Origin of the sequence: Brachyspira pilosicoli, assembly GCF_008016535.1 — a bacterium.
Classification (GTDB): domain Bacteria; phylum Spirochaetota; class Brachyspiria; order Brachyspirales; family Brachyspiraceae; genus Brachyspira; species Brachyspira pilosicoli_A.
The window spans coordinates 1-24943 of record NZ_SAXY01000078.1 but is presented as its reverse complement, the minus strand read 5'-3'; the positions used below and the strand labels follow the sequence as shown (position 1 = coordinate 24943).

Annotated in this window: 26 protein-coding genes; 24 read left to right on the top strand and 2 right to left on the bottom strand. The window is 24.1% G+C overall.

Translation table 11 applies throughout. From position 1 onward, the window contains the following. Position 1: 1 nt before the first annotated feature. Positions 2-1015: a class I SAM-dependent methyltransferase gene (locus EPJ72_RS12610; RefSeq protein WP_242005019.1), complete on the bottom strand. Its 1014-nt coding sequence runs from the start codon at positions 1013-1015 to the stop codon at positions 2-4. A 259-nt stretch (positions 1016-1274) separates the two neighbouring features. On the opposite strand from EPJ72_RS12610, the gene EPJ72_RS12605 reads away from it, so the two are divergent. The 17 genes from EPJ72_RS12605 to EPJ72_RS12525 all read left to right on the top strand — a co-directional run bounded on the left by EPJ72_RS12605 (position 1275) and on the right by EPJ72_RS12525 (position 17818). Next, complete coding sequence (locus EPJ72_RS12605) at positions 1275-2189, top strand: radical SAM protein (RefSeq protein ID WP_147732460.1); 915 nt, start codon at positions 1275-1277, stop codon at positions 2187-2189. Positions 2190-2249: 60 nt separating this feature from the next. Then, positions 2250-3047, top strand: a complete 798-nt coding sequence (gene rfbF, locus EPJ72_RS12600; protein WP_147732459.1) for a glucose-1-phosphate cytidylyltransferase — start codon at positions 2250-2252, stop codon at positions 3045-3047. A gap of 24 nt (positions 3048-3071) precedes the next feature. Beyond that, on the top strand, positions 3072-4175 hold the full coding sequence (locus tag EPJ72_RS12595; RefSeq protein ID WP_147732458.1) for a radical SAM protein: 1104 nt from the start codon (positions 3072-3074) through the stop codon (positions 4173-4175). Between the two features lie 17 nt (positions 4176-4192). Continuing rightward, entirely contained in the window at positions 4193-4732 is a 540-nt protein-coding gene (locus EPJ72_RS12590) for a dTDP-4-dehydrorhamnose 3,5-epimerase family protein (RefSeq protein WP_439897277.1), read from the top strand. Between the two features lie 20 nt (positions 4733-4752). Beyond that, the gene (locus EPJ72_RS12585) at positions 4753-6132 is read left to right on the top strand and encodes a class I SAM-dependent methyltransferase (RefSeq protein WP_147732457.1); all 1380 of its coding nucleotides are present in this window, start codon (positions 4753-4755) and stop codon (positions 6130-6132) included. After that, positions 6113-6646, top strand: coding sequence for a dTDP-4-dehydrorhamnose 3,5-epimerase (gene rfbC, locus EPJ72_RS12580; RefSeq protein WP_147732456.1), 534 nt, complete (start codon positions 6113-6115; stop codon positions 6644-6646). Before EPJ72_RS12585 ends, rfbC (EPJ72_RS12580) begins: the two co-directional genes overlap by 20 nt. 26 nt (positions 6647-6672) lie before the next feature. After that, a complete protein-coding gene (rfbC, locus tag EPJ72_RS12575) occupies positions 6673-7203 on the top strand; it encodes a dTDP-4-dehydrorhamnose 3,5-epimerase (protein WP_147732455.1) in 531 nt (176 codons plus the stop codon). Positions 7204-7277: 74 nt separating this feature from the next. Beyond that, complete coding sequence (locus tag EPJ72_RS12570; protein ID WP_147732454.1) at positions 7278-8402, top strand: DegT/DnrJ/EryC1/StrS family aminotransferase; 1125 nt, start codon at positions 7278-7280, stop codon at positions 8400-8402. Positions 8403-8415: 13 nt separating this feature from the next. After that, positions 8416-9183 carry a formyltransferase family protein gene (locus EPJ72_RS12565; protein WP_147732453.1) on the top strand — a complete coding sequence of 256 codons (768 nt, stop codon included), beginning with the start codon at positions 8416-8418 and terminating at the stop codon, positions 9181-9183. A 53-nt stretch (positions 9184-9236) separates the two neighbouring features. Continuing rightward, positions 9237-10004 carry a class I SAM-dependent methyltransferase gene (locus EPJ72_RS12560; protein ID WP_158636904.1) on the top strand — a complete coding sequence of 256 codons (768 nt, stop codon included), beginning with the start codon at positions 9237-9239 and terminating at the stop codon, positions 10002-10004. An 11-nt stretch (positions 10005-10015) separates the two neighbouring features. After that, on the top strand, positions 10016-10702 hold the full coding sequence (locus EPJ72_RS12555) for a formyltransferase family protein (protein WP_158636903.1): 687 nt from the start codon (positions 10016-10018) through the stop codon (positions 10700-10702). A 9-nt stretch (positions 10703-10711) separates the two neighbouring features. Next, on the top strand, positions 10712-11890 hold the full coding sequence (locus EPJ72_RS12550) for an ATP-grasp domain-containing protein (protein ID WP_147732450.1): 1179 nt from the start codon (positions 10712-10714) through the stop codon (positions 11888-11890). Between the two features lie 162 nt (positions 11891-12052). Next, positions 12053-13138: a radical SAM/SPASM domain-containing protein gene (locus EPJ72_RS12545; protein ID WP_147732475.1), complete on the top strand. Its 1086-nt coding sequence runs from the start codon at positions 12053-12055 to the stop codon at positions 13136-13138. 99 nt (positions 13139-13237) lie between these two features. Beyond that, entirely contained in the window at positions 13238-14581 is a 1344-nt protein-coding gene (locus tag EPJ72_RS12540; RefSeq protein WP_147732449.1) for an ATP-grasp domain-containing protein, read from the top strand. A 47-nt stretch (positions 14582-14628) separates the two neighbouring features. Continuing rightward, positions 14629-15888, top strand: coding sequence for an ATP-grasp domain-containing protein (locus EPJ72_RS12535; RefSeq protein WP_147732448.1), 1260 nt, complete (start codon positions 14629-14631; stop codon positions 15886-15888). Between the two features lie 103 nt (positions 15889-15991). Further along, entirely contained in the window at positions 15992-16603 is a 612-nt protein-coding gene (locus tag EPJ72_RS12530; protein WP_147732447.1) for a NeuD/PglB/VioB family sugar acetyltransferase, read from the top strand. An 18-nt stretch (positions 16604-16621) separates the two neighbouring features. Continuing rightward, positions 16622-17818: an ATP-grasp domain-containing protein gene (locus EPJ72_RS12525; RefSeq protein WP_147732446.1), complete on the top strand. Its 1197-nt coding sequence runs from the start codon at positions 16622-16624 to the stop codon at positions 17816-17818. 241 nt (positions 17819-18059) lie between these two features. Here the strand turns inward: EPJ72_RS12525 and EPJ72_RS12520 are convergent, their stop codons facing one another. Next, complete coding sequence (locus tag EPJ72_RS12520) at positions 18060-18716, bottom strand: IS1595 family transposase (RefSeq protein WP_147732445.1); 657 nt, start codon at positions 18714-18716, stop codon at positions 18060-18062. A 541-nt stretch (positions 18717-19257) separates the two neighbouring features. Here EPJ72_RS12520 and EPJ72_RS12515 point away from each other — a divergent pair. The 7 genes from EPJ72_RS12515 to EPJ72_RS12490 all read left to right on the top strand — a co-directional run. Continuing rightward, on the top strand, positions 19258-20193 hold the full coding sequence (locus tag EPJ72_RS12515) for an integrase core domain-containing protein (RefSeq protein ID WP_147732444.1): 936 nt from the start codon (positions 19258-19260) through the stop codon (positions 20191-20193). A gap of 326 nt (positions 20194-20519) precedes the next feature. Beyond that, positions 20520-21425, top strand: a complete 906-nt coding sequence (locus EPJ72_RS12510) for a methyltransferase domain-containing protein (RefSeq protein ID WP_147732443.1) — start codon at positions 20520-20522, stop codon at positions 21423-21425. A gap of 22 nt (positions 21426-21447) precedes the next feature. Further along, a complete protein-coding gene (locus tag EPJ72_RS12505) occupies positions 21448-22353 on the top strand; it encodes a methyltransferase domain-containing protein (protein WP_147732442.1) in 906 nt (301 codons plus the stop codon). Positions 22354-22453: 100 nt separating this feature from the next. Next, a complete protein-coding gene (locus tag EPJ72_RS12500) occupies positions 22454-23278 on the top strand; it encodes a tyrosine-type recombinase/integrase (protein ID WP_147732441.1) in 825 nt (274 codons plus the stop codon). A gap of 44 nt (positions 23279-23322) precedes the next feature. Further along, the gene (locus EPJ72_RS13560; RefSeq protein ID WP_242005018.1) at positions 23323-23664 is read left to right on the top strand and encodes a CHC2 zinc finger domain-containing protein; all 342 of its coding nucleotides are present in this window, start codon (positions 23323-23325) and stop codon (positions 23662-23664) included. Positions 23665-23708: 44 nt separating this feature from the next. Further along, positions 23709-24476, top strand: a complete 768-nt coding sequence (locus EPJ72_RS12495) for a toprim domain-containing protein (RefSeq protein ID WP_242005017.1) — start codon at positions 23709-23711, stop codon at positions 24474-24476. Between the two features lie 64 nt (positions 24477-24540). Then, positions 24541-24943: transposase (locus tag EPJ72_RS12490; RefSeq protein ID WP_147732440.1), on the top strand; the 403-nt coding region annotated here is incomplete at its 3' end.

Below are 24943 nucleotides of genomic sequence, written 5' to 3'. Positions count from 1 at the left end.
TTCATAGAAAATAATTATCTCCTATGGCAGCATCATTTGCTATAGTATTAATTAGGTTATTTCTTAATTTTTTCTCAATAACTACTACATTTTCATGAAAATATATCCCATAAGCTGTATTAGTGAAATCAGATACTTCAAGAGTATCGTCTGCAGAAGCATTATATGCATTTATATAATCTATTAAATTTTTACAATATTCTATATAAGAATTTGGATTTTTATAACCTGCTGCATAATATCCTTTACTGTATGAAGTTCCAACATCTTCACACCAATATATACCATCATCTTTTATAGACTCATACATCTCTTCAAAAGTAATTATTTGATCTTGCATATGGTGTCCTCCATCATCTATTAAAATATCTATTTTTGGAATTTCTGACTTTAATTTTCTTAAAAAAATCCTGTCGGATTGCGAGCCTATAAATATTTTTATGTTCTCATTTTCTATATCTAACTGCTTACATTTAGGATCTATATCAACCCCAAATATCTTTATTTTATAATCAGGGTTAATTTTTTTAAAATAATATTCCCACATTCTTGTGGAACCGCCATTTTGTACGCCAATTTCAAGTAAATTTATATCTCTTCCTTTAAATCTTGAAAAATATTTTTGATATAAATCAAAATATGAAAAAGGCTTATGTATTGCATTTGATTTATTATTTATAAAATAATTATGTAATATATATTGTCCTCTATCTTCTTCATTTATTAATATTTTTTCCACTAATTCGAGTTTTTTATTATCTTCTATATTATCACCTTTTATAAACATAGTATGAAATTTATATTTTTTAGTTGGTGCCATATATTCAATTTTTTCATCTTCTATTATTGTTTGATATTTTTTATATAATTTTGTCTGACAATATTTTTTTAATTTGTTTGTAGGTATAAAATTTACTATATTATCAATTTTCTTTTGAGTTTTAGTTTTTTCTTTTGACCAATATTTAAAAAAATTAAGTATATTTGCTCTTCTAGTTAATTCTTTTTTATCCATAGTTTATGTTTCCTATAAAATAATATTTTTTTAATAATATAATAATAATATATTATTTGCAATAAAGTATTGTTTTTTTTTATAACTAATATATAATAAATTTATGTTAAAAATAAATTATTTATATAGTGGCTTAGTCAAGTCAAGTCAAGTCAAGTCAAGTCAAGTCAAGTAATTCTATTTATTGTAATTTATCACTACTACCTAATTCCTTTATTAGGGATATTCTATCATTTAAATTTTTTTAAGGGTATATAAAATGGATGTAAAGTATTTTGATAAAAAAATAATAGATAATATTGTATGGTGGATTCCAATAAAAAAATTAAGAAATAATGTTAGAAAACTTTTAGAAAAAATAGAAGAAATGGATTTTATTTTAGATAAATTTGTACCTAAAGGTTATATAAAGAAAGTATATATAGATCCTGCAAGACATTGCAACATAGCATGTTACAGTTGCTCCCATTTTTCTCCATTGGCAGATGAAGAATATTATGATTTTGATATTTTTAAAAATGATATAAAAAGACTTTATGAATTAACAGGTGGTTTAATACAGGAAGTTAATATATGCGGAGGAGAGCCGCTTTTAAATAAAAATACAAAGTATTTTTTTTCTGAAATAAGAAAATATTTTACAAATTCATATATTAATTTAATTACTAATGGAACACTATTATTAAAACAAGATGAAGAATTTTGGAAATCATGTCATGATAATAAAGTGACCATATGTCCTACAAGATATCCGATAAAAGTAGATTGGGATGCAATAAGAGAGATGTGTAAAAAATATGATATTTGGTTTGATTTTGTTAGTACATCTAAAGATCAAGATAAAATAAGTTTTAAAACAAATATAGATCCTGATGGAAAACAAGATTTTTATCAAAGATTTCTTGAATGTGAAGCAACAGGTACAAATTGCGTGATGTTATTTAAAGGAAAAATTTATACATGTCCTTTTGCAGCTACAATAAAAGACTTTAATAAATATTTTAATATGAATATACCTATAACAGAAAGAGATTCTATTGATATATATAATAATTCTACAGATGATATATTGTCGTTTTTAGCAAAACCAATACCATTATGCAGATATTGCGGAAAAAGTTATCCTGTAGGATTATGGAGACCTTCAAAGAAAGACATATCAGAATATATATAAAATAATTGACTTTTTTCACATTTAATAATAGACTAGTTTATATTATTTTGAAGGATATTTATGAAAGCTGTCATATTAGCAGGCGGATTAGGTACTAGATTAGTAGAAGAGACTTCTATAAGACCAAAGCCATTGGTAGAAATAGGCGGTCGTCCTATTATATGGCATATCATGAAACATTATTCATTTTATGGAATAAATGAATTTGTAATCCTTTTAGGATATAAAGGATATATGATAAAAGAATTTTTTGATAATTATAGAAGACATTTATATGATATGCGCATAGATTTCAAAAATAATACTTCAGAGATTTTAAATAAAGATTCTAGTTTGGAAAATATAGAAGTTGATAATTGGATTATAGATTTAATTTATACAGGTGAAAATACTCAAACAGGCGGAAGATTAAAAAGAGCTTATGAATATGTTAAAAATGAAGAATCTTTCTGCTTAACTTACGGAGATGGTGTTTCTAATATTAACATAAAAGAAGAAATTACTTTTCATAAAAAACATGGTAAAATAGCTACTATGTTAGCAGTATTCCCTCCAGCAAGATGGGGAGCTATAAGTATTAATGAAAATGATATTGTTACAGATTTTATAGAAAAACCTAAAGGCGATAATGCTTATATAAATGGTGGTTTTTTTATATTGAATAAAGAAATATTTAATTATCTTAAAGATGATCAAACAATATTTGAACAAGAACCATTAAGAAATTTAGCTAAAGATAATGAGCTTATAGCATTCAAACATGAGGATTTTTGGCAATGTATGGATACTCAAAGAGACAAGGCATTACTTGAGGATATGTGGAATAAAGGAAATGCCCCATGGAAAACTTGGAAATAAATCAGTAAATAAAGGAGAATAATTATGATACTTAGAGCAAAAACTAGAGAATTATTACAAACTAGAGAATTAACTAAAAAACAAATTGATAATACAAGGTTAAATAAAGAAGAGATGGATAATAAGGCTACTATATTAAAATCTTATCCTCAAAGATTAGTATTGGAACTTACTAATGCATGTAATTTAAGATGTATAATGTGCGGAAGAGATGAGGCAGAATTTGCCACTACAGTATTTAAATTAGATTATCTAAAAAAATTAGAAAATTTATTAAATATAGTAGAAGAAGTTACTCTATTTGGATGGGGAGAACCCACTATGCATCCGCAATTTATAGATATATTAAAATATTTAAATGATTTCCCTGTAAGAAAATATTTTGTTACTAATGGGATGAGATTAAATCAAATAAAAGATGCTTTATTTGATTATAATGTTGACATTATGGCTATCAGTTTGGATGGTGCAAAAGCTGAAACTAATGATAGAATTAGATTCGGAGGTAATTTTCATTTTATAGTAAATAACATAAGAGAAATAGTTAAAGAAAAAAAAGAAAGAAATTTGAATTATCCATATATGAATTTTGTTATGGCTCTAATGGATTCTAATATAGAAGAACTTCCGCAATTAATAAAATTGGCTTCAGATATAGGTCTTGAAGAAGTTAAGGGGGTTTATCTAACAGTGTTTACAAATAACTTACTTAATGAAACATTATATAATAAACAAGATAAAGTAATAAAGATTTTTAATGAAGCTGAAGAATTAGCAAAAAAATTAAATATAAAGTTAAAACTACCTTATATTCAAGGTGAAGATATAGCAGGAGATAAATATCATAAAGATTGTTTTGTAGCTTGGAGAGATTTTTTCTTAGCATCAGACGGATGGGTGCGTCCTTGTCAATCTACAGCTGTTAAATTTCTAAATTTTGAAAATTATGATAATTTTGATGATATGTGGAATGGAAAAGAGTTTCAAGAGTTTAGAAAAACTGTTAATGATCAAAATAATATGTGTAACGAGTGTAAAAGATGTTTTCAATCATCTCATGCAAATTGGAATAATGAATTATCATTTATACAAATTAATCAGCAATTTGCACCTGAATGGGAAAAATAATTTTATAAGGTTTAATAATGATGACTATAGAAAAAACTAATATAGAAGGAGCTTATCTTATAAAGAATCATTCATTTGAAGACGAAAGAGGTTATTTTTTAAGATTATTTTGTAATGATACATTGAAAAAAAGTAACCTAGATTTTGAGATTAAACAATCTAGCCTTAGTTATAATAATAAGAAATATACAATAAGAGGAATGCATTATCAAAATAAACCTTATGGAGAAATAAAACTTATAAGATGTATAAAGGGAAAAATTTTTGATGCTATAGCCGATATAAGAAAAAATTCATCTACTTTTGGAAAAAAATTTAGTATAGAACTATATGAAAATGATGGACAAATGTTATATATTCCTCCATATGTTGCTCATGGATTTCAAACTTTAGAAGATAATACTATAGTTTGTTATTTTATGGGGACTTCTTTTGTTGCTGAAGCATCTTCAGGCTTTAATTGGGAGGATCCATTTTTTGATATTGACTGGCCTTTTAAAAAAAATATAATAATAAGCGAAAAAGATAAAAATATGCCTAATTTTAATAATAAATAGTTAATTTGTGGAAATAATATATGAAATGCAGACACTGTCAAAATGAATTAAAATATGAATTTATAAATTTATATAACTCTCCGCCTTCTAACTCATATTTGTCTGAAGAAGAATTAAACGAACCTGAAATATTATATCCTTTAAAAATATATGTATGCGATAAATGTTTTTTAGTTCAAATAGATGAGTATAAAAAAAGTAATGAAATTTTTAATTCTAATTATGCATATTTTAGCTCATATTCTAAAACATGGTTAGAACATGCTAAAAAATATGTTGATAATATTATTCCAAGATTGGGATTAAATAATAAATCATTAGTTACAGAAATAGCTAGTAATGATGGATATTTATTGCAATATTTTAAAGAAAAAAATATACCTTGCATTGGAATAGAACCAACGCATTCTACAGCTTCTGTTGCAAAAAACAAAGGGATAGATGTAATAGAGGATTTTTTCTCTTTTGAATTATCTAAAAAATTAAAAAAATCTGATTTGATATTAGGAAATAATGTACTAGCCCATGTTCCTGATATTAATGATTTTATTAAAGGAGTTAAAAATTTATTAAAAGATAATGGAACTGCAACTTTCGAATTTCCGCATATACTCAATTTAATTAATGAAACACAGTTTGATACTATATATCATGAGCATTTTTCATATTTATCGTTAATAACAATAAAAACTATTTTTGAAACATTTAATTTAAAAATATATGATGTAGAAGAATTAAATACTCATGGCGGTAGTTTAAGAATATTTACTTCACATAATAATAATGATATAAAAATCACTGATAATGTCAAATATATCATTGATAAAGAAAAAAAATTTAATTTAGATAATATAGAAGGATATAATAATTTTGAATTAAAAGTAAGAAAAGTAAAATTTGAATTATTAGAATTTTTGTTGAAAGCTAAGAAAGAAAATAAAAAAGTTATAGCTTATGGAGCTGCTGCCAAAGGTAATACTTTACTAAATTATTGCGGTATTAAATCGGATTTGATAGACTTTGTAGTAGATTTATCTCCATATAAACAAGGAAAATATATGCCTTTAAGCCATATACCAATAGTATCAGAGGATAATATATTGAGATATAAGCCAGACTATATTTTAATATTACCTTGGAATATAAAGGAAGAAATTATTAGCCAATTATCATATATTAGTGAATGGGGAGGTAAATTTATAACAGCTATACCTAGTTTAACAGAACAGAACAGAACAGAACAGAACAGAACAGAACAGAACAGAACAGAACAGAACAGAACAGAACAGAACAGAACAGAACAGAGTAATATAGTTTATTACATTATAATATATTATATATTAGATGTCAATATTTTCTATAAAAAAGGGGTGTTTTATTATGATTATAGAAAATACTAATATATATGGAGCTTATATTATACAAAATAATTATATAGAAGATGATAGGGGCTATTTTTTAAGACTTTTTTGTAATGATGAGCTTAAAAAAGTTGGAATTGATTTTGAAGTCAAACAATCTAATATGAGTTATAGTGCTAAAAAAGGAACTCTAAGAGGGATGCATTATCAAATTGCTCCTTATGCTGAAATTAAAGTTGTAAGGTGTATAAAGGGAAAAGTTTTTGATGTAATAGCCGATATAAGAAAAGATTCTCCTACTTATAGAAAAGTTTTTACAGTTGAATTGAGTGAAGAAAATGGTAAAATGATATATATCCCTCCTTATGTGGCTCATGGCATTCAAACTTTAGAAGATAATACTTGTATATGTTACTTTGTTGGAGCTTCTTTTGTACCTGATGCATATGGATATTTAAGATGGAATGATCCAAGTTTTAATATTAACTGGCCGATTAAAGATAATATTATTATCAGCGAAAAGGATAAAAATATCCCTGATTTTCAGTTATAAAATAATAAAAAAGGATTATATTATATATGCTAAATAAAACTATAATAGATGGGGCCTTTATTTTATCAAATAATTATATAGAAGATGAAAGAGGATATTTTTTGAGAGTATTTGATAATAAAGAATTTCAAAAATATAATATAAATTTTAATTTGATACATTCTAATATTAATTATAATAAAAAATCAGGGACATTAAGAGGTATGCATTATCAAAAAGAGCCATATCCAGAAATAAAAGTAGTAAGATGTATAAGAGGTTGTATATTTGATGTTATTGCTGATATAAGAAAAGATTCTCCTACTTATGGAAAAGTTTTTACAGTTGAATTGAGTGAAGAAAATGGTAAAATGATATATATCCCTCCTTATGTGGCTCATGGCATTCAAACTTTAGAAGATAATACTTGTATATGTTACTTTGTTGGAGCTTCTTTTGTACCTGATGCATATGGATATTTAAGATGGAATGATCCAAGTTTTAATATTAACTGGCCGATTAAAGATAATATTATTATCAGCGAAAAGGATAAAAATATACCTGATTTTATACTATAATAATTCATATTACTTGCAATTTAATAATATAAATATATAATTAATAGAGTTGAATTTTATTGGATTTTATAATTATGAGTTTAAGTCAAATTTACTATTCTAAACCATCTATTACACAAAAAGAAGTAGATTATGCTACAGATGCAGCAAAGAACGGATGGGGAAGTAAATGCTATGAATATATTAATAAATTTGAGAATATGTTTAAAGAATATTTAGGTGTGAAATATACTATAGCTACATCTAGTTGTACAGGTGCTTTGCATATGGGGTTAGCTGCTTTAGATATTGGAGTAGGAGATGAGGTTATAGCACCTGATATTACTTGGGTAGCCTCAATAGCACCAATAACTTATTTAGGAGCTACTCCAGTTCTTGTTGATGTTAATGAAGATGATTGGTGTATAAATATAGAAAAAGTAGAAAAAGCAATAAATGAAAAAACTAAAGCTATAATTGCTGTTCATTTATATGGAAATTTATGTAATATGGATGAACTTTTAAATATATCAAAAAAGTATAATATTCCAGTTATTGAAGATTCTGCGGAAGCATTGGGCTCTATTTATAAAGGGAAGAAAGCAGGATCTATTGGTTTATTTTCTACATTTTCTTTCCATGGTACTAAGACATTAACTACTGGTGAAGGCGGAATGTTTGCAACTAATGATGAAAATCTTTATAATAAAGTAATAACTTTATCAAATCATGGCAGACGTCCTAATCAATATAAACAGTTTTGGTTTGATGTTATAGGATTTAAATATAAAATGTCAAATATTCAAGCGGCTATTGGTTGTGCTCAAATGGAAAGAATAGAAGAGCTTGTTAATAGGAAAATAGAAATATTTGATTTATATAAAGAAAAATTAAAAGATTTCCCATTAAAATTAAATTATACTCCAGATAATTGCAAAAATAGTTATTGGATGACTACTGCTGTATTTGACAACGATATTAATTTTAATAGAGATAAATTGTTAGAAGAATTTAAAAATAATAATATTGATGGAAGAGTATTTTTTTGGCCTTTATCTTTAGTATTTAAAGATAGTATTGATTCTAAAAAGATGATATTAAAAGAATATACAGAAGTTTCTTACTCTATTTATAATAGAGCTATAAATTTGCCATGTTATCATGATATATCAGAAAGTGACATTGATAGAGTAGTAAATTGTATAAAAAATGTTTTATAATTAAGGATATAATATGAAATTTGGATTTATATGTTCAGCAGGAGGAGCACCTGTTTTTAGTGCTTTAGATATTTTATCTGAATTAAATTATATCTCTAAGAATGATATAAAAATTTTAGTAGATAGAGATTGCGAAGCTTTTGAAACTGCTAAAATAAGAAATATAGACACTAAAAAAATATATTGGACTAATAAAGAAGAATTTTCAAATAAAGCATATGAATATTTTTTAGATTGTGAAGCAGTACTTTTATTGTATTCAAGATTAATAGGTGAGGAATTATATTCAAAAATTCCAACTGTGAATATACATCCATCATTATTACCTGCTTTTCAAGGTAGTAGACCATTAACTAGAGCATTTGAATCAAAAATTCATTTTTTAGGTACTTCTTTACATTTAGTAGATGAAACAATTGATGGCGGTAATATGATAGGACAAATAATTAAACCTATACCTTTTAATTCATCTTTTGAATACATTAAAAAAATTTCTTATTTAGAAAAAACTTATTTAGTTTTATTATATATAGAACTTATAAAAGAAAAAATGATTAATTTTAATTTAAAAGAAAAACAAGTTACTTTTTTATCGAAAGTTAATTTTAATGAATATTCTAATCCTGCATTGAAAGATGAAAATATATTAAATTTATATAATGATTTTTACAGAACAGAACAGAACAGAACAGAACAGAACAGAACAGAACAGAACAGAACAGCTCTTATATATAATTTGTATATTAATTTATTATTTAATAAAAGTCAAGCAGTCGCTTAAACTTTAATTAGTTTATGGGACTGTTTTTTATTTTAAATTTAAGGAGAAATAATATGCATAAAGATATAGAATACAAGTTTCCATTTACTCGAGAAAATGAAAATCAATTTGTAAATATATTAGGGTATTATCAAGCTATATCATGTATAGAAAATAAATATGGTAAAACATTATTAGATATAGGTTCCAATGATGGTTATATAACTAATATTTTATCTAAATATTTTGAAAAAACTGTAGATATAGAACCATCAAAAGAACAATATGAAATTTCTAAGAAAAAATATAAAAATATAGATTTTTATAATAACTTTATTGAAAACTTTGAAAGTAATGAATTATTTGATACAATATCTATATTGGCTGTATATAATTGTGTAGAAGAGAGAGAAAATTTTTTAAAAAGTGCTATTAAATTTTTAAAAAAAGATGGAGTTGTAATAATACAAGTATCTAATGCTGATGCTGTTAATAAAAGAATAGCTGAATATATGGGGACATTAAAAAATAGATATGAATTAAGTAAATATAATGCTGAAGTTGGAGGAGTTAAAAAGCTATATAATATATATGATTTAAAAAAAGAAATTGAAAGTTTTGGATTAAAGGTTATAAAAACAGGCGGGATTATGTACAAACCATTCACTGATGTTCAAATGAATTGGTTCATAGAAAATGGATTATGGAATAGTGGATATGGATGGGGAAGAGAGGGTGTTGAAAAAGATTGGTGTAGTGAATTTTGTAAAGCTTTATATGAATATGGTAAAACTTGCCCTGAAGAATGTGCTGTTATTTATGTTGTGGTAAAACTAAAATAAAAGGTAATTATATGAAAATAGGAATTATATTTTCTGGAGCTGGATATGGTGTATATGATGCTTTAAATATTTTACTAAATAAAAATCTTTTAACAAAAAATGAAATAAAAATCTTAGTTAGTAGAAACTGTATAGCTTACGAAAGAGCAATAAAAGAAAATTTTACTGTAAGAAAAATAGATTTTATGGATAGAGATGTATTCTGTATTGAAGCATATAATTATTTTAAAGATTGTAATTTTGTTATTTTAAATTTTGGAAAAATAGTAACTTCAGAACTATATTCTAAAATATTTACAGTTAATTTACATCCATCTATATTACCATCTTTTAAAGGAGCTAATCCACTTGAAGATCAATTAAAAAATAATGTAAAGTTTTCTGGAGTAACTATGCATATGGTTAATGGTATATTAGACAGTGGGAAAATTATATCACAATGTATAATTCCAGTACCTTATAATAGTAAAATTAATTTTTTAAAAAAAGTATATTACTTAGGAAATTGTTATAATGTACTATTAATATTTGATTTAATGTCAAGAAATTATATATCAGTAGATTTAGAAAATGATAATTTTGAATATAATACAATTTTAAAATTTAATACGTTTTCAAATCCTTGTTTAATTAACAAAGAATTAGAATATGAATATCAACTCTTATATGATAGAGAAATTAATAATTTATGGGACTAATAAGAAACTATGAAAAAACTATTATTTTTAGGTGGAACATACGGTCAAATTTACTTAATACAAACAGCAAAAAAATTAGGGTATTATGTTATAACATGTGACAATAGACCTAATAATCCAGGACATAAATTTGCTGATGAATATTATGAAGTTAGTGTTTTAGATAAAGAAGAAGTATTAAAATTAGCTAAAAAATTAAAAATAGATGGTATTGTTGGTACTGCTCCAGACCAAGCAGCCAACACAGTTGCTTATGTAGCTGAAAAAATGGGGCTTCCTGGTCAGCCTGTAAAATCTGTTGAAATACTTACAAATAAAGATTTGTTTAGGAAGTTTTTAAAAGATAATGGGTTTAATTGCCCTAAAGCTAAAGGATATATTGCTTCTAATATAGAAAAAGCTATTAAAGATTGGAAGAAATTTAATAAACCTATAATAGTAAAGCCTGTTGATTCCGAAAGCAGCAGAGGTGTATCTAAAATTGAAAATAAAGAAGAGTTAGAGGAAAAAATAAAATACGCATTATCTTTTTCAATTCAAAAAAAATTTATTATTGAAGAATATATCGATTTACCGCAAATAGAAGGGGACTTATTTTCCATAAATGGAAAATTAAAATTTAGATGTTTAGCTAATCAATATTTTTATAAAAATACTGTATTAGCAATATGTTATCCATACAATATAAATAATTATTTAAAAATAAAAATAGATAAAGAAATTCAAAGATTATTTAACTTACTTAATATGAATACAGGAGCTTACAATTTAGAGCTTAGATATAGTCAAAATGATATTTACATAATGGAAATTACTCCTAGAAATGGTGGTAATTCTATACCACAATCAATAAACTATGCTACAGGAATTAATTTAGCTGAATATACAATGAAAGCAGCTGTTGGAGATTATATAGATGATTTAACAATGGTTGAACCAAACGGATATTATGCTTATTATAATATCCACTCTAGGAAAAATGGTATTTTAAAAGATATAGTTATAGATAACGAATTAAAAAATAAAATATTAGATTTAAATATATTAAAAAATATTGGAGATAAAGTAGAAGAATTCTATAATGGTACACAAGCAATAGGAAATGTAATTATAAAATTCTTGTCTCAAAAAGAAATGCACTATACAATACAAAATATGGATAAGTACATTAAAGTTATTGTTGAATAATATTAACAATTTGAAATTTTTTAATATATTTGTTATTATTATAAATAATATAAAAACTATATTGAGTTATATTTATGAATATTATAATGCCAATGTCACTATTTTTATACCAATATGGGACTATATATTTAGTATTGCTATAATATAAAGGAACAATATTATATGAAAGCGTCTGTTAAAAATAAAAGATTTGTAGATAAAAAAAATAAATTAATAAATATGCTGCCACTTGACACGCCATTATCATTATTAATAGAATCATCAGATAAATGTAATTTCAAATGTAATTTTTGTCCAACAAGTGATTTAAATTTAATGAAAAATACGAGTGGAAGAAACTATGGAAATATTGATTTTGAATTATATAAAAAAGTAATAGATGATATAAAGTTATTTAATAATAAAATAAAAACTTTACATTTACATAAATCAGGCGAACCTCTTTTAAATAAAAAAATAGCAGATATGATAAAATATGCAAAAGATTCAAATTGTATAGAGACTATATCTATAACAACTAACGGATACTTACTTAATAATGAATTATCTCTACAAATTATAGATGCTGGTATAGATAGAATAAACATATCTATAGAAGGAATTAATGCTAAACAATACTTAGAAATAGCCAATGTAAATATTAATTTTGATGATTTTGTAAACAAAATTGCTTTTTTATTTAAAAATAAAAAAAATTGTATTATTTCAATAAAAATAGTTGATGCTAATTTAAATGAAAATGATAAAAAAGAATTTTTTAGAATATTTGGAGATATATGTGACTACATTAGTATAGAAAATATAATACCTTGGAATGAATTTGATATTGATACTTCATTAATTTCTCAAAATAAATCCATATATAAAGGAAATTTACATCATAATATATTAATATGTCCAAAAATTTTTTATCAAATAGCAGTAAATTCTGATGGAAGTGTAAGTGCATGTTGTGATGATTGGGGACATAAAGTTATAGTTGGTAATATAAATGAAAAAAGTTTGGTAGATATATGGAATTCTGAAGAACTAAAAGAACTACGTCTTCTATTTATAAGAGGTAATAGGAATAAGCATCCGTTTTGTAAAGATTGTTCATCTATTGTTTATGATACTATTAATGAAAATGTAATTGATGATTATTCTGAAACATTATTTGCTATGTATAACAGAACAGAACAGAACAGAACAGAACAGAACAGAACAGAACAGAACAGAACAGAACAGAACAGAACAGAACAGTTCTAATATATAGAATATATGATAATTTATTATCTTATAAAAGTCAAGCGGCTGCTTAGACTAAGTTTAGGCGCTTACTTTTTATTTTAAATAAAAGGATAAGTAATGAAAAAAGTATTATTATTAGGCGGAACACATTTTCAAATTAACTCAATAAAGGCATGTAAAAGATTAGGGCATTACGCTATAACCTGTGATTATAATCCTAATAATCCAGGACATAAAATTGCTGATGAATATCATGAAGTTAGTGCTTTAGATAAAGAAGCTGTATTAGAATTAGCAAAAAAATTAAAAATAGATGGTATAGTTTGCTATGCAGCTGATACTGCGGCTGTTACTGCTGCTTATGTAGCAGAAAAAATGGGACTGCCTGGACAACCTCTAAAATCAGTAGAAATACTTACAAATAAAGATTTATTTAGAAAATTTTTAATTGATAATGGATTTAATTGCCCAAAAGCTAAAGGATATACTTCAACAAATATAAATGAAGCTATAAATGATTGGGAAATATTTAAAAAACCTATTATGGTTAAGCCTGTAGACTCTGCAGGAAGTAAGGGAGTTTCTAAAGTAGAAAATATAGAAAACTTAGAAGAAAAAATTAAATATGCATTATCATTCTCACGTAATAATAGATTTATCATTGAAGAATATGTAGAAAAAAATGGATATCAAATAGCTGGTGATGGTTTCTCTGTAAATGGTAGATTAGTATTTAGATGTTTTGCTAATGAACATTTTAATCCTAATTCAATTGTTCCAATAGGTGAAAGTTTTCCTTATAAACCTATTAGTAAATACACTTGCAATAAGGTAGATAAAGAAACACAAAAACTATTTGATTTATTAAATATGAAAACTGGAGCTTATAATTTTGATGTTAGAATCAATGAAAATGATGAAGTTATATTAATGGAACTAGGACCTAGAAATGGAGGAAATTTAATAGCTGAAGTCATAAAATATGCAACAGGTATAGATACAGCAGAATATACAATAAAGGCTTCTTTAGGTGAAAATTGTAATGATTTAAAAATGAAAGAAGTTGAAGGATACTGGTCATGTTTTATGATACATAGTAAAAATAATGGTATATTAAAAGAAGTAAAAATATCTGATGAGCTTAGAGAAAATAATGTTATAGAATATGATATATTATCTAAAATAAATGATAAGATTTTATCTTTTGATAATTCTGGCGGAACTATAGGTACTATGATATTAAAATTTGCATCTATGGATGAGATGCTAGAAAAAATGGATAATATGGATAAATATATAATAGTAAGAACAGAACAGAACAGAACAGAACAGAACAGAACAGAACAGAACAGAACAGAACAGAACAGAACAGAACAGAACAGAACAGAACAGAACAGAACAGTTCTAATATATAGAATATATAATAATTTATTATCTTATAAAAGTCAAGCAGTTGCTTAAACTAAGTTTTAGGCGGCTGCTTTTTTATTTTAAAATAAGGATTAATAATGAAAAAAATACTATTATTAGGTGGTGCTTATAATCAAGTATATTCTATTAAAACGGCAAAAAGACTAGGATATTATACAATTACTTGTGATTACAATCCTAAAAATCCAGGTCACAAATTTGCTGATGAATATCATGAAATAAGTACTTTGGATAAAGAAGCTGTATTACAATTAGCAAAAAAACTAAAAATAGATGGTATAGTTTGCTATGCAGCTGATACTGCAGCTGTTACTGCTGCTTATGTAGCAGAAAAAATGGGACTTCCAGGACAGCCTCTAAAATCAGTAGAAATACTTACAAATAAAGATTTATTTAGAAAATTTTTATTAGATAATGGATTCAATTGCCCAAAAGCTAAAGGATATACTTCTATAAATATAAATGAAGCTATAAATGATTGGGATATATTTAAAAAACCTGTTATGGTAAAACCTGTAGATTCGGCAGGAAGTAAAGGGGTTTCCAAAGTAGAAAACAAAGAAAACTTAGAAGAAAAAATAAAATATGCTTTATCATTTTCTAGAAATAATAGATTTATTATAGAAGAATACATAAATTTACCGCAAATAGAAGGTGATATGTTTTCTGTAAATGGAAAATTAAGATTTAAGTGTTTAGCAAATCAATATTTTTATAAACAATCTGTATTGGCTATATGCTATCCATATAATATAAATAATATTTTTAAGGAACAAATAGATAAAGATGTACAAAAAATTTTTAATTTATTAAATATGAGAACAGGAGCATATAATTTAGAGGCTAGATATGGAAATAATAATGTATTTATCATGGAATTAGGTCCAAGAAATGGAGGTAACTTAATACCTGAAACTATTAAATATGCTACAGATATAGATATGGCAGAATATACTATAAAAGCAGCTATGAACGAATATATAGAAGATCTAGATTTTGTGGAAACAAAAGGATATTTTGCATATTATAATATTCATTCCAAAAAAAATGGAAAAATAAAAAATATTATTATGTCAGATAAATTAAGTAAGTACAAAATAGAACTTAATATACTAAAAAAAATTGGAGATTATGTAAATGATTTTGACAATTCCTCAGAATATATAGGAAATGTTATATTAAGATTTAACTCAAATAATGAAATGCATGATATTATACAAAATATGGATAAATATATAAAAGTAGAGATAACAGAACAGAACAGAACAGAACAGAACAGAACAGAACAGAACAGAACAGAACAGAACAGAACAGAACAGAACAGTCCTAATATATAGTTTATATAATAATTTATTATCTTATAAAAGTCAAGCAGTTGCTTAAACTAAGTTTTAGGCGGCTGCTTTTTATTTTTAACTACTAGATATTTGGAGTTTTACTATGAATAATATAATAATATGGGGAGCTGCTGGAAGAGCAATAATGATTGAAGAGATTATATATGATTATAATTTAAATATATCAGCCGTTTTTGATAAAAACATAAATATTTCTTCACCATTTAAAAATATACCTATTTTTTATGATGAAGAAAAATTACATACTTTAAAAAAAGGATATTTTACTGTTGCAATAGGATATAATAACAATATAGATAGGTATAATATATCTAAAAAACTATATAATTATGGTTTCAAACCAATAAAGTTAATATCAAAAAACTCAATAATATCTAATTCTTCCTATATAGATGAAGGGGTACAGATATTTACTGGTGCAATAATAATGCCTAAAGCACATATAGGTGAGTATTCATCTATAAGTCCATCTGTCACAGTATCACATGAAGCTATTATTGAAAAAGGAGTTTTTATAGGTCCAGGTACTACAATATGCGGTAATGTTAATATAGGTGAGTTTACTGTAGTTGGTGCAGGTGCTACAATACTTCCAAATATAAAAATAGGTAAAAATGTTATCATAGGAGCGGGTTCTGTTGTAACTAAAAATGTAGAAGATAATAAAAAAATTTATGGAAATCCTGCAAAATAATTTAAAAAAGGAGAAAAAATGAAAAGGATTTTATTTCTTGGAGGAACACATACACAAGTTCATGCTATAAAAAAAGCTAATGATTTAGGTTATTATACAATAGTGACGGATTATAAAAAGCATGCACCAGGAAAACAATATGCTATGGAATCATATGATATTAGTACTCTTGATAAGGATGCTGTACTTGATTTATCTAGGAAATTACAAATAGATGGTATAATATCATATTCAGTTGATACTCCAGCTATTACAGCAGCTTATGTAGCTAAAAAAATGGGACTTCCTGGACATCCACTAGAATCAGTAGAAATATTAACTAATAAAGATTTATTTAGAAAATTTTTAATAGAAAACGATTTTAACTGTCCAAGAGCTATAGGTTATAATTCTTATAACATTGATGAAATTATAGAAAATTGTAAAATTTTAAAAAAACCAATTATGGTTAAACCTGCTGATTCTACTGGAAGTAGAGGTATATCAATTATAAATGATATTAACGAAATAAGAAATAAAATAAAATATGCTCAGAAATATTCTAGAAGCGGTAATTTTGTATTAGAAGAATATGTAGATGGAATTCAGGTATCAGGAGATCTATTTTTAGTAAATGGTAATATTGAGTTTTTTTCATATGGTAAAGAATATTTTTATAATTTATCAATAAAAGCCCATAGTTTTTCTGAAAGTTTTAGAGATTCCAATATAGAAAATAAAATGTATAATATAGCGAAATTAATAATATCAAAATTAAATATTGTTACAGGGGTTTGTAATTACGAAGCTAGAATCAATGAAAATAATGATATTATATTGATCGAATTTACACCTAGAAATGCTGGAAATTTAACTCCTATTTTAATAAAATATTCTACTGGATTAGATATAACAGAGTTGTTATTAAAATCAGCATTGGGAATAAAGTTTGATTTAGATATATTTAATGATAAATCAGTAAAAGGTCATTGGGCATATTATGTGATAAGACCAGATAAAGCTGGCAAATTTAAGAAATTAGAAATAGATGACTATTTAGGAAAGAATATTGTAGAATTAAATATGCTATCAAAATTAGATAATATTTATGGCGAAAATGATATTGAATATGGTGCTATAGCTATTATGATAATGAAATTTGAATCACTATCTGAATTGGAATATAAAATAAATAATATGAATAAATATATCAAAATAATCACAGAACAAAACTAATATTTAGTTCATAAAACCCAAGCAACTCTTTTTATATATAAAAATTTTCTTGTATAGAATCCTTTAAAATATGTTATAATAATAGATTATAACAATAATACAGATAAAATAAAAGAAATTATTTTTCCTAGACATGTTACATCAGATTATATAAAAATAAGTTACACATCATCCTGAGTTTTTATAACTAGTATAATATATTTATTCATTCAATAAAAAACATTGGGGCTGTCCTAGATAACTAAAAAAGCTCCTTTTTTGCTAAATTATATATAATTTCCAACTGTTTGTCAACTTTTGGATTATTAAAACGAAATTGACATTCTTTAATAAATAAATGAAAATGTTCTTTTGGTATTCCATTAAATTTACGCAAATGTCTTTTCGCTTGATTCCAAAAGTTTTCTATACCATTAATATGATTCTTTTCTTCAGCGAACTTTTCACTATGATTAATTCTAAAGTGCTTAAATTCTGATACATCTAATACATCATAACTATGATAATAATCTGAATAAACTATGCTATCTGGCTGTACTTTTTGCCTAATAATTGGTATTAAAGTGCTTATTTTGGTATTATTTATCATTTTTACATATACTTTTCCCCCTCTTTTTAACAAACCAAACACTGGTATCTTATCTTTAGCACCTCTTCCTCTTTTTCCTTTTCGTTTACCACCAAAATAACTTTCATCTACTTCTATTTCGCCATTAAAAACTTCTTCTTCTTTTTCTTTCTCATATTCAAATATTAATTCTCGTAAATGATGATAATATAATATTGCTGTTTTACGATTAATTCCAATAAGAGCAGAGGCAGTCCTTGCTGTAGTTCCTGCTGCAAAATGTTCTATTAATTTTAATTGTTTATCTTTACTTAATTTACTGCGTTTCATACTTAAATTTTAACAAATTTAAGTTATCTAGGACAGCCCCAAAACATTTATTCTACCAATTAGTAATTAAAGCAAAACAGTTAATTATTTTTTAAGATTATTATTTTATATTTCCATTACTTAGAGAACAAAACTATTATGATATGGAAAAATAATTTAAATTTAATTGTAGGAATGCCATTAACCAAATAAATTGGTATATAACAAATAAAAAATTAAATATAAGTAAAAAATATATTTATGATATAAAATATTAATTTATTTAATAAAAATTGTACATTAAAATAATTAACTTATTTTAACAATTTCAACATAAAAAAGAAAAAATTTATAATATATACATAACTTAACTATTTACATTATTATATAAAACAATAAAATAAAATCAAGGTAATTATTATATATTTTTATGAAAGTATTCAAAGTATATTATTATAAAAATATGTTTAGGAGTATGAGATATTGGACATTTTTTAGTATAAAAAAAGCAGTATCCTTGTTATAATATTTTGAACATAAAACAAATAAAAAGGATGCTACTATGAAAAGAGATTATAGCACAGAATTTAAATTATTTATAGTGGATGAAGCATTAGAAACTAAAAATATTAAAAGATTTCTAAAGATAGAAGAAATACCCAAATCTACTTTTTATGCTTGGCTTAAAAAATATAAAGACACTGGAACTGTCGCTAATTTTAGTACTAAGCCAAAAACTTCTCCAAATATCTTTAATAATCAAAAAGCTATTAATTTAATTATTGAACTCTATACTAAAGAATATCGAGGTAAGCATTATATTAAAGCATATTTGAACCGTGAAGGCATTAAGATAGGTGTTACAGCTATAGAGAATGTACTAAAAAGAAATAATCTTTGGAGATATAAAACAAAAAAGAAAAAGAAGCGATATGATAAACGAAAATTTGTCTCTAAAATACAAAAAGAGGGCAAAATAGTTCAAATAGACACTAAATATATCAAATTAGGCAGAAAAACAGTTTATCAATTCACTGCTGTAGATTTAGCTACACGCTATAGTTGGAGGCAAATCTATGAAGATAAAACACCTTATAGTGCTTTATCTTTCTTAAAATATGTCTTAAAAACTTCACCTTTTAAGATACAGGCTATACAAACGGACAATGGTATAGAATATACTTATCGCTGTATTAATACTCCTAAAATAAATATTTTTGATGAATACTGCTTAAAAAATAAATTAGAGAGGAGATATATTCCTATAGCAACACCAAGATACAATGGCGTAGTAGAAAGAGTACACGGCATAGACGAAAGAGAATTTTATTCACGATTAAATAAAAATATCACAGTAGAATTATTGAGAGAAAAATTAAAAGAATATACACATTTTTATAACAATCAAAGATTGATTTCTTCGTTAGGTTATATTACAATCAAAGAAAGAATCAAAAATATTATAGCAAGTAAAAGTACAATATCTATGGCTCCATGACAATTATTATAAAAATATATAATACTAAAAAATTTAATTATTAAAATAAAAACATAATATCTATAATAATATATTTTTAAATACTATTAAAAATTTCAATTTTTCTATTGCATATACAGACATATATATAATTACAATCTTCAATAGTTTTTTGAATCTTTTTTCCTTATATTTATAAATTATCAAACTATAAAACCTTTTGTATATATTTATCACTTAACATAACTTCTTTTTTCATAGAAGAATTATAATTTTTTTATATATTTTTTTCAATATTTATCATAAAAAATATATATACAAAAGTTAAGTTATGTATAAAGGTAAAGATGATAAAAACAGAAGAAAAACTCAAAAAATTAATATGGTGGATTCCATCTTATAAAATAAGAAATAAAATTAGATCGCATTATGATAATAAATTCATATATGATAATTTCTCTTATCAAAAGCCTTATGTTGAAAAGATGAAAAATAGAGTATCATTTAAAAATAAAGTCGTATTGGATTGCGGAGGCGGAAATATACCTCTAGAATATATGAAATTCCTAGGAGTTAAAAAATTTATATGTTTAGATAATATATCTATATATTATAAAAATAAAACATATAAAACAGATAAAGAAATAGTTTCTTTAGAGGACTCTATAGAAGCATTCAAAAATAAGGATTCTTTTATTATTGATGCTGAAATATCTAAAATACCTGATTTTTTTAATGAACAATTTGATATTGTTATTTCTATTGATGCTTTTGAGCATATTCATAATTTATCAGAATCTTTAAATAAAATATATAATATACTAAAACCTGGTGGACAATTACTATCTCATTTTGCTCCTATTTTTTCTTGTGTTTCTGGAAACCATTTCTTTTATAATAAACAATATAATTTTGATACATTAAAAGAAGAATTAGGCTATATACATTTATTATATGATTATGATGAAGCAAAAGAAATATTAAAAAATATATTTACACAAGATAAATATGGAGAATTGGCTAATAAATTCTATGAACTATTTCTATATCAAGTATATAAATCTAATATTATAAATAGAATAATGATAGATGAACATATGAAAATATATACTAACTCTAATTTTAATAAAATCAGCATAGAATATCCTTGGATTTATGATAGAACACCTGATAATATATTATATAAATTAGAAGAAAAATATGGAAAAATGAGATATGATGCTATGGGAATATTTCTTCAAGCCATAAAATAATCTTCTATAAGGGTTATTTTTGATGATAAAAACAGAAGAAGAACTAAAAAAATTAATATGGTGGATTCCATCTTATAAAATAAGAAGTAAAATTAGATCGCATTATGATAAAAAATTCATATATGATAATTTTTCTTATCAAAAATCTTATATTGAAAAGATGAAAAATAGAGTATCATTTAAAAATAAAGTCATATTGGATTGCGGAGGCGGAAATATACCCCTAGAATATATGAAATTCCTAGGAGTTAAAAAATTCATATGTTTAGATAATATATCTGGATGGTATGGTATTGATAATTACATAACAGATAAAGAAATAGTTTCTTTAGAGGACTCTATAGAAGCATTCAAAAATAAGGATTCTTTTATTATTGATGCTGAAATATCTAAAATACCTGATTTTTTTAATGAACAATTTGATATTATTATTTCCATAGATACTTTTGAGCATGCAAATAATTTATCAGAATCTCTAAATAAAATATATAATATACTAAAACCTGGTGGACAATTACTATCTCATTTTGCTCCTATTTTCTCTTGTATTATAGGGCATCATTTCTATTATGATAAACAATATAATTTTGATACACTAAAAGAAGAATTAGGTTATATACATTTATTATATGATTATGATGAAGCAAAAGAAATATTAAAAAATATATTTACACAAGATAAATATGGAGAATTAGCAAATAAATTCTATGAACTATTTCTATATCAAGTATATAAATCTAATATTATAAATAGAATAATGATAGATGAACATATGAAAATATATACTAATTCTAATTTTAATAAAATCAGCATAGAATATCCTTGGATTTATGATAGAACACCTGATAATATATTATATAAATTAGAAGAAAAATATGGAAAAATGAGATATGATGTTATGGGAATATTTCTTCAAGCTATAAAATAATTATATATAATATTTCAATACAAAATATATATACATAACTTAAATATATATTTTTTATGATAAATATTGAAAAAATATATAAAAAAATTATAATTCTTCTATGAAAAAAGAAGTTATGTTAAGTAATAAATATATACAAGACCTAAAACTTGTACTTGGAGGAGCTTACATAAATGTTATAAAACAATACTATAAAAATAATAATAATCTTAGTTATGAAAACATTATAAAATTTCTAAAAGAAAATAAAAAAACAAAATCAAATGCAACAATAGCTATTTATAAAGCTGCATTAAAGAAATTAATAAAATATCAAATTAAAGATCTAAATAAAAGAGCAATAATAGACACAGCATTTGCAGAAATAAAAGTTACAAAACAAGATAAAACAATCACGAAAGAAAAAATAGTTTCAAAAGAAATTATTAATAAAATGATAAAATTATCTAATGAAAAAAATAGCCTTATTATACAAACTTTATATGCTACAGGCTTAAGAGTTTCTGAACTAATCAATATTAAGAAAAAAGATTGTAAAAAAACTATTGAAGATAATATTATATATATGTCTGTATCTGTAGTTGGTAAAGGTAATAAAGAAAGAAAAATCAAATTAAAAATAGAATTATATAGCAATATAATAAAAACTTTCAATAGTAAAACATATATTTTTGAAACTAGAAATCATAGAGCTTTCACAAGGCAAGCAATATATAGAATAGTCAATACAGCTGGTCTTAAAGCATTGGGCACTAGACAAGTACATCCGCATACATTAAGACATAGTTTTGCTACAGAATTATTAATTAAAGACAATAAAAGTTTGAAAGCTGTAAGTAAATATCTAGGTCATAGTAGTACAGCAATTACATCTGATTTTTATATACATGATGAACTTTCAATAAAAGATTTAATAAAATTCTAAAATAATATATATTAATACATTAAAAATATCGATAAATATATTATATGAATAAATCGGATATAGAAAATATAAAAATCAATTACTCAATTATTGGTGTAGCAAAACGTTTAGGTTTTTCAATAGACAAAAATAATAGAACAATATGTCCTTTTCATAATGATACTAATCCTAGTTTATCTTTTAATGTTAAATATAATTACTATCATTGTTTTAGTTGCGGTGCTTCTGGTGATAATATTAAATTAGTAATGAATATTTTAAATTGTGATTTTAAAAATGCAATAAAATTTATATCTGGTAATTATTATAAACCTATATATAAATCCAGTATAGAAAAAAAACAAAAAAAACTACTAGTTACAATAGTATATATAAAGAATTTATAGATTTACTCAATAATGAAGAAGCTATAGAATATTTGGGTAAAAGAATGATAAAAAAAGAACAAATTATAAATTATAGCATTAAAAATTTGCCAAAGGATAAAACAAGTCAATATTTAATTATTAAAAAATTATTAAAAAATTATGATGAGAATGACTTAATAAAAAGCGGAATATTAGTAAAAAGCAAAGAATATAATAACTTATATTTATTTCATCATAAACATCGCCTTATTATACCATATTTTGATATAGATGGAAGTACTATTTTATCAATACAAGGAAGAGCTATAGATGAAGAAATTAAGCCAAAATACCTATTTAATAAAAATTCCAAAGATTCTATTTATAATATACATACATTAGGAAATATAAGAGATATTATTATATGTGAGGGAGTTATTGATGCATTATCTTTGGAAAGATTAGGGTATAATGCTATTGCTTTATCTGGAGTTACAAAGATTAATTTATTAAAGCAATATGAAATATTAAATAAATATAATCTTTATAGTTTTTCTGATAATGATAATGCAGGAAAAAAACTAATAGAAAAAATATACAAACTTGATAACTATAAGGGAGCATTTTTAATAAGCAATTTTACTACTAATAATAATATAAAAGATATTAATGATTTATTAAATAATTCCATTATTAAAAGTTTTAAAATACAAGGCATTATATATAATTATTTTGAAATTCCTAATGACAAAATTTGTATTTTAGATTATTATATATTTAACAAAAATGAATTAAAATATATAAAAAAAGAAAAAAATGTTAAGGAGTGTGAGATATTGGACATTTTTTAGTATAAAAAAAGCAGTATCCTTGTTATAATATTTTGAACATAAAACAAATAAAAAGGATGCTACTATGAAAAGAGATTATAGCACAGAATTTAAATTATTTATAGTGGATGAAGCATTAGAAACTAAAAATATTAAAAGATTTCTAAAGATAGAAGAAATACCCAAATCTACTTTTTATGCTTGGCTTAAAAAATATAAAGACACTGGAACTGTCGCTAATTTTAGTACTAAGCCAAAAACTTCTCCAAATATCTTTAATAATCAAAAAGCTATTAATTTAATTATTGAACTCTATACTAAAGAATATCGAGGTAAGCATTATATTAAAGCATATTTGAACCGTGAAGGCATTAAGATAGGGGTTACAGCTATAGAGAATGTACTAAAAAGAAATAATCTTTGGAGATATAAAACAAAAAAGAAAAAGAAGCGATATGATAAGCGTAAATTTGTATCAAACGAAGGTA

What these genes read in the sequence shown, in the direction of transcription:
- EPJ72_RS12495 (WP_242005017.1), top strand. Translation starts at nt 23,709, where the DNA reads ATGATAAAAAAAGAACAAATTATAAATTATAGCATTAAAAATTTGCCA.
- rfbC (WP_147732456.1), top strand. Translation starts at nt 6,113, where the DNA reads ATGATTATAGAAAATACTAATATATATGGAGCTTATATTATACAAAAT.
- EPJ72_RS12525 (WP_147732446.1), top strand. Translation starts at nt 16,622, where the DNA reads ATGAAAAGGATTTTATTTCTTGGAGGAACACATACACAAGTTCATGCT.
- EPJ72_RS12520 (WP_147732445.1), bottom strand. Translation starts at nt 18,716, where the DNA reads ATGAAACGCAGTAAATTAAGTAAAGATAAACAATTAAAATTAATAGAA.
- EPJ72_RS12560 (WP_158636904.1), top strand. Translation starts at nt 9,237, where the DNA reads ATGCATAAAGATATAGAATACAAGTTTCCATTTACTCGAGAAAATGAA.
- EPJ72_RS13560 (WP_242005018.1), top strand. Translation starts at nt 23,323, where the DNA reads ATGAATAAATCGGATATAGAAAATATAAAAATCAATTACTCAATTATT.
- EPJ72_RS12605 (WP_147732460.1), top strand. Translation starts at nt 1,275, where the DNA reads ATGGATGTAAAGTATTTTGATAAAAAAATAATAGATAATATTGTATGG.
- EPJ72_RS12545 (WP_147732475.1), top strand. Translation starts at nt 12,053, where the DNA reads ATGAAAGCGTCTGTTAAAAATAAAAGATTTGTAGATAAAAAAAATAAA.
- EPJ72_RS12515 (WP_147732444.1), top strand. Translation starts at nt 19,258, where the DNA reads ATGAAAAGAGATTATAGCACAGAATTTAAATTATTTATAGTGGATGAA.
- EPJ72_RS12610 (WP_242005019.1), bottom strand. Translation starts at nt 1,015, where the DNA reads ATGGATAAAAAAGAATTAACTAGAAGAGCAAATATACTTAATTTTTTT.
- EPJ72_RS12595 (WP_147732458.1), top strand. Translation starts at nt 3,072, where the DNA reads ATGATACTTAGAGCAAAAACTAGAGAATTATTACAAACTAGAGAATTA.
- EPJ72_RS12565 (WP_147732453.1), top strand. Translation starts at nt 8,416, where the DNA reads ATGAAATTTGGATTTATATGTTCAGCAGGAGGAGCACCTGTTTTTAGT.
- rfbF (WP_147732459.1), top strand. Translation starts at nt 2,250, where the DNA reads ATGAAAGCTGTCATATTAGCAGGCGGATTAGGTACTAGATTAGTAGAA.
- EPJ72_RS12590 (WP_439897277.1), top strand. Translation starts at nt 4,193, where the DNA reads ATGATGACTATAGAAAAAACTAATATAGAAGGAGCTTATCTTATAAAG.
- EPJ72_RS12555 (WP_158636903.1), top strand. Translation starts at nt 10,016, where the DNA reads ATGAAAATAGGAATTATATTTTCTGGAGCTGGATATGGTGTATATGAT.
- EPJ72_RS12570 (WP_147732454.1), top strand. Translation starts at nt 7,278, where the DNA reads ATGAGTTTAAGTCAAATTTACTATTCTAAACCATCTATTACACAAAAA.
- EPJ72_RS12530 (WP_147732447.1), top strand. Translation starts at nt 15,992, where the DNA reads ATGAATAATATAATAATATGGGGAGCTGCTGGAAGAGCAATAATGATT.
- EPJ72_RS12500 (WP_147732441.1), top strand. Translation starts at nt 22,454, where the DNA reads ATGAAAAAAGAAGTTATGTTAAGTAATAAATATATACAAGACCTAAAA.
- EPJ72_RS12585 (WP_147732457.1), top strand. Translation starts at nt 4,753, where the DNA reads ATGAAATGCAGACACTGTCAAAATGAATTAAAATATGAATTTATAAAT.
- EPJ72_RS12540 (WP_147732449.1), top strand. Translation starts at nt 13,238, where the DNA reads ATGAAAAAAGTATTATTATTAGGCGGAACACATTTTCAAATTAACTCA.
- EPJ72_RS12505 (WP_147732442.1), top strand. Translation starts at nt 21,448, where the DNA reads ATGATAAAAACAGAAGAAGAACTAAAAAAATTAATATGGTGGATTCCA.
- rfbC (WP_147732455.1), top strand. Translation starts at nt 6,673, where the DNA reads ATGCTAAATAAAACTATAATAGATGGGGCCTTTATTTTATCAAATAAT.
- EPJ72_RS12535 (WP_147732448.1), top strand. Translation starts at nt 14,629, where the DNA reads ATGAAAAAAATACTATTATTAGGTGGTGCTTATAATCAAGTATATTCT.
- EPJ72_RS12550 (WP_147732450.1), top strand. Translation starts at nt 10,712, where the DNA reads ATGAAAAAACTATTATTTTTAGGTGGAACATACGGTCAAATTTACTTA.
- EPJ72_RS12510 (WP_147732443.1), top strand. Translation starts at nt 20,520, where the DNA reads ATGATAAAAACAGAAGAAAAACTCAAAAAATTAATATGGTGGATTCCA.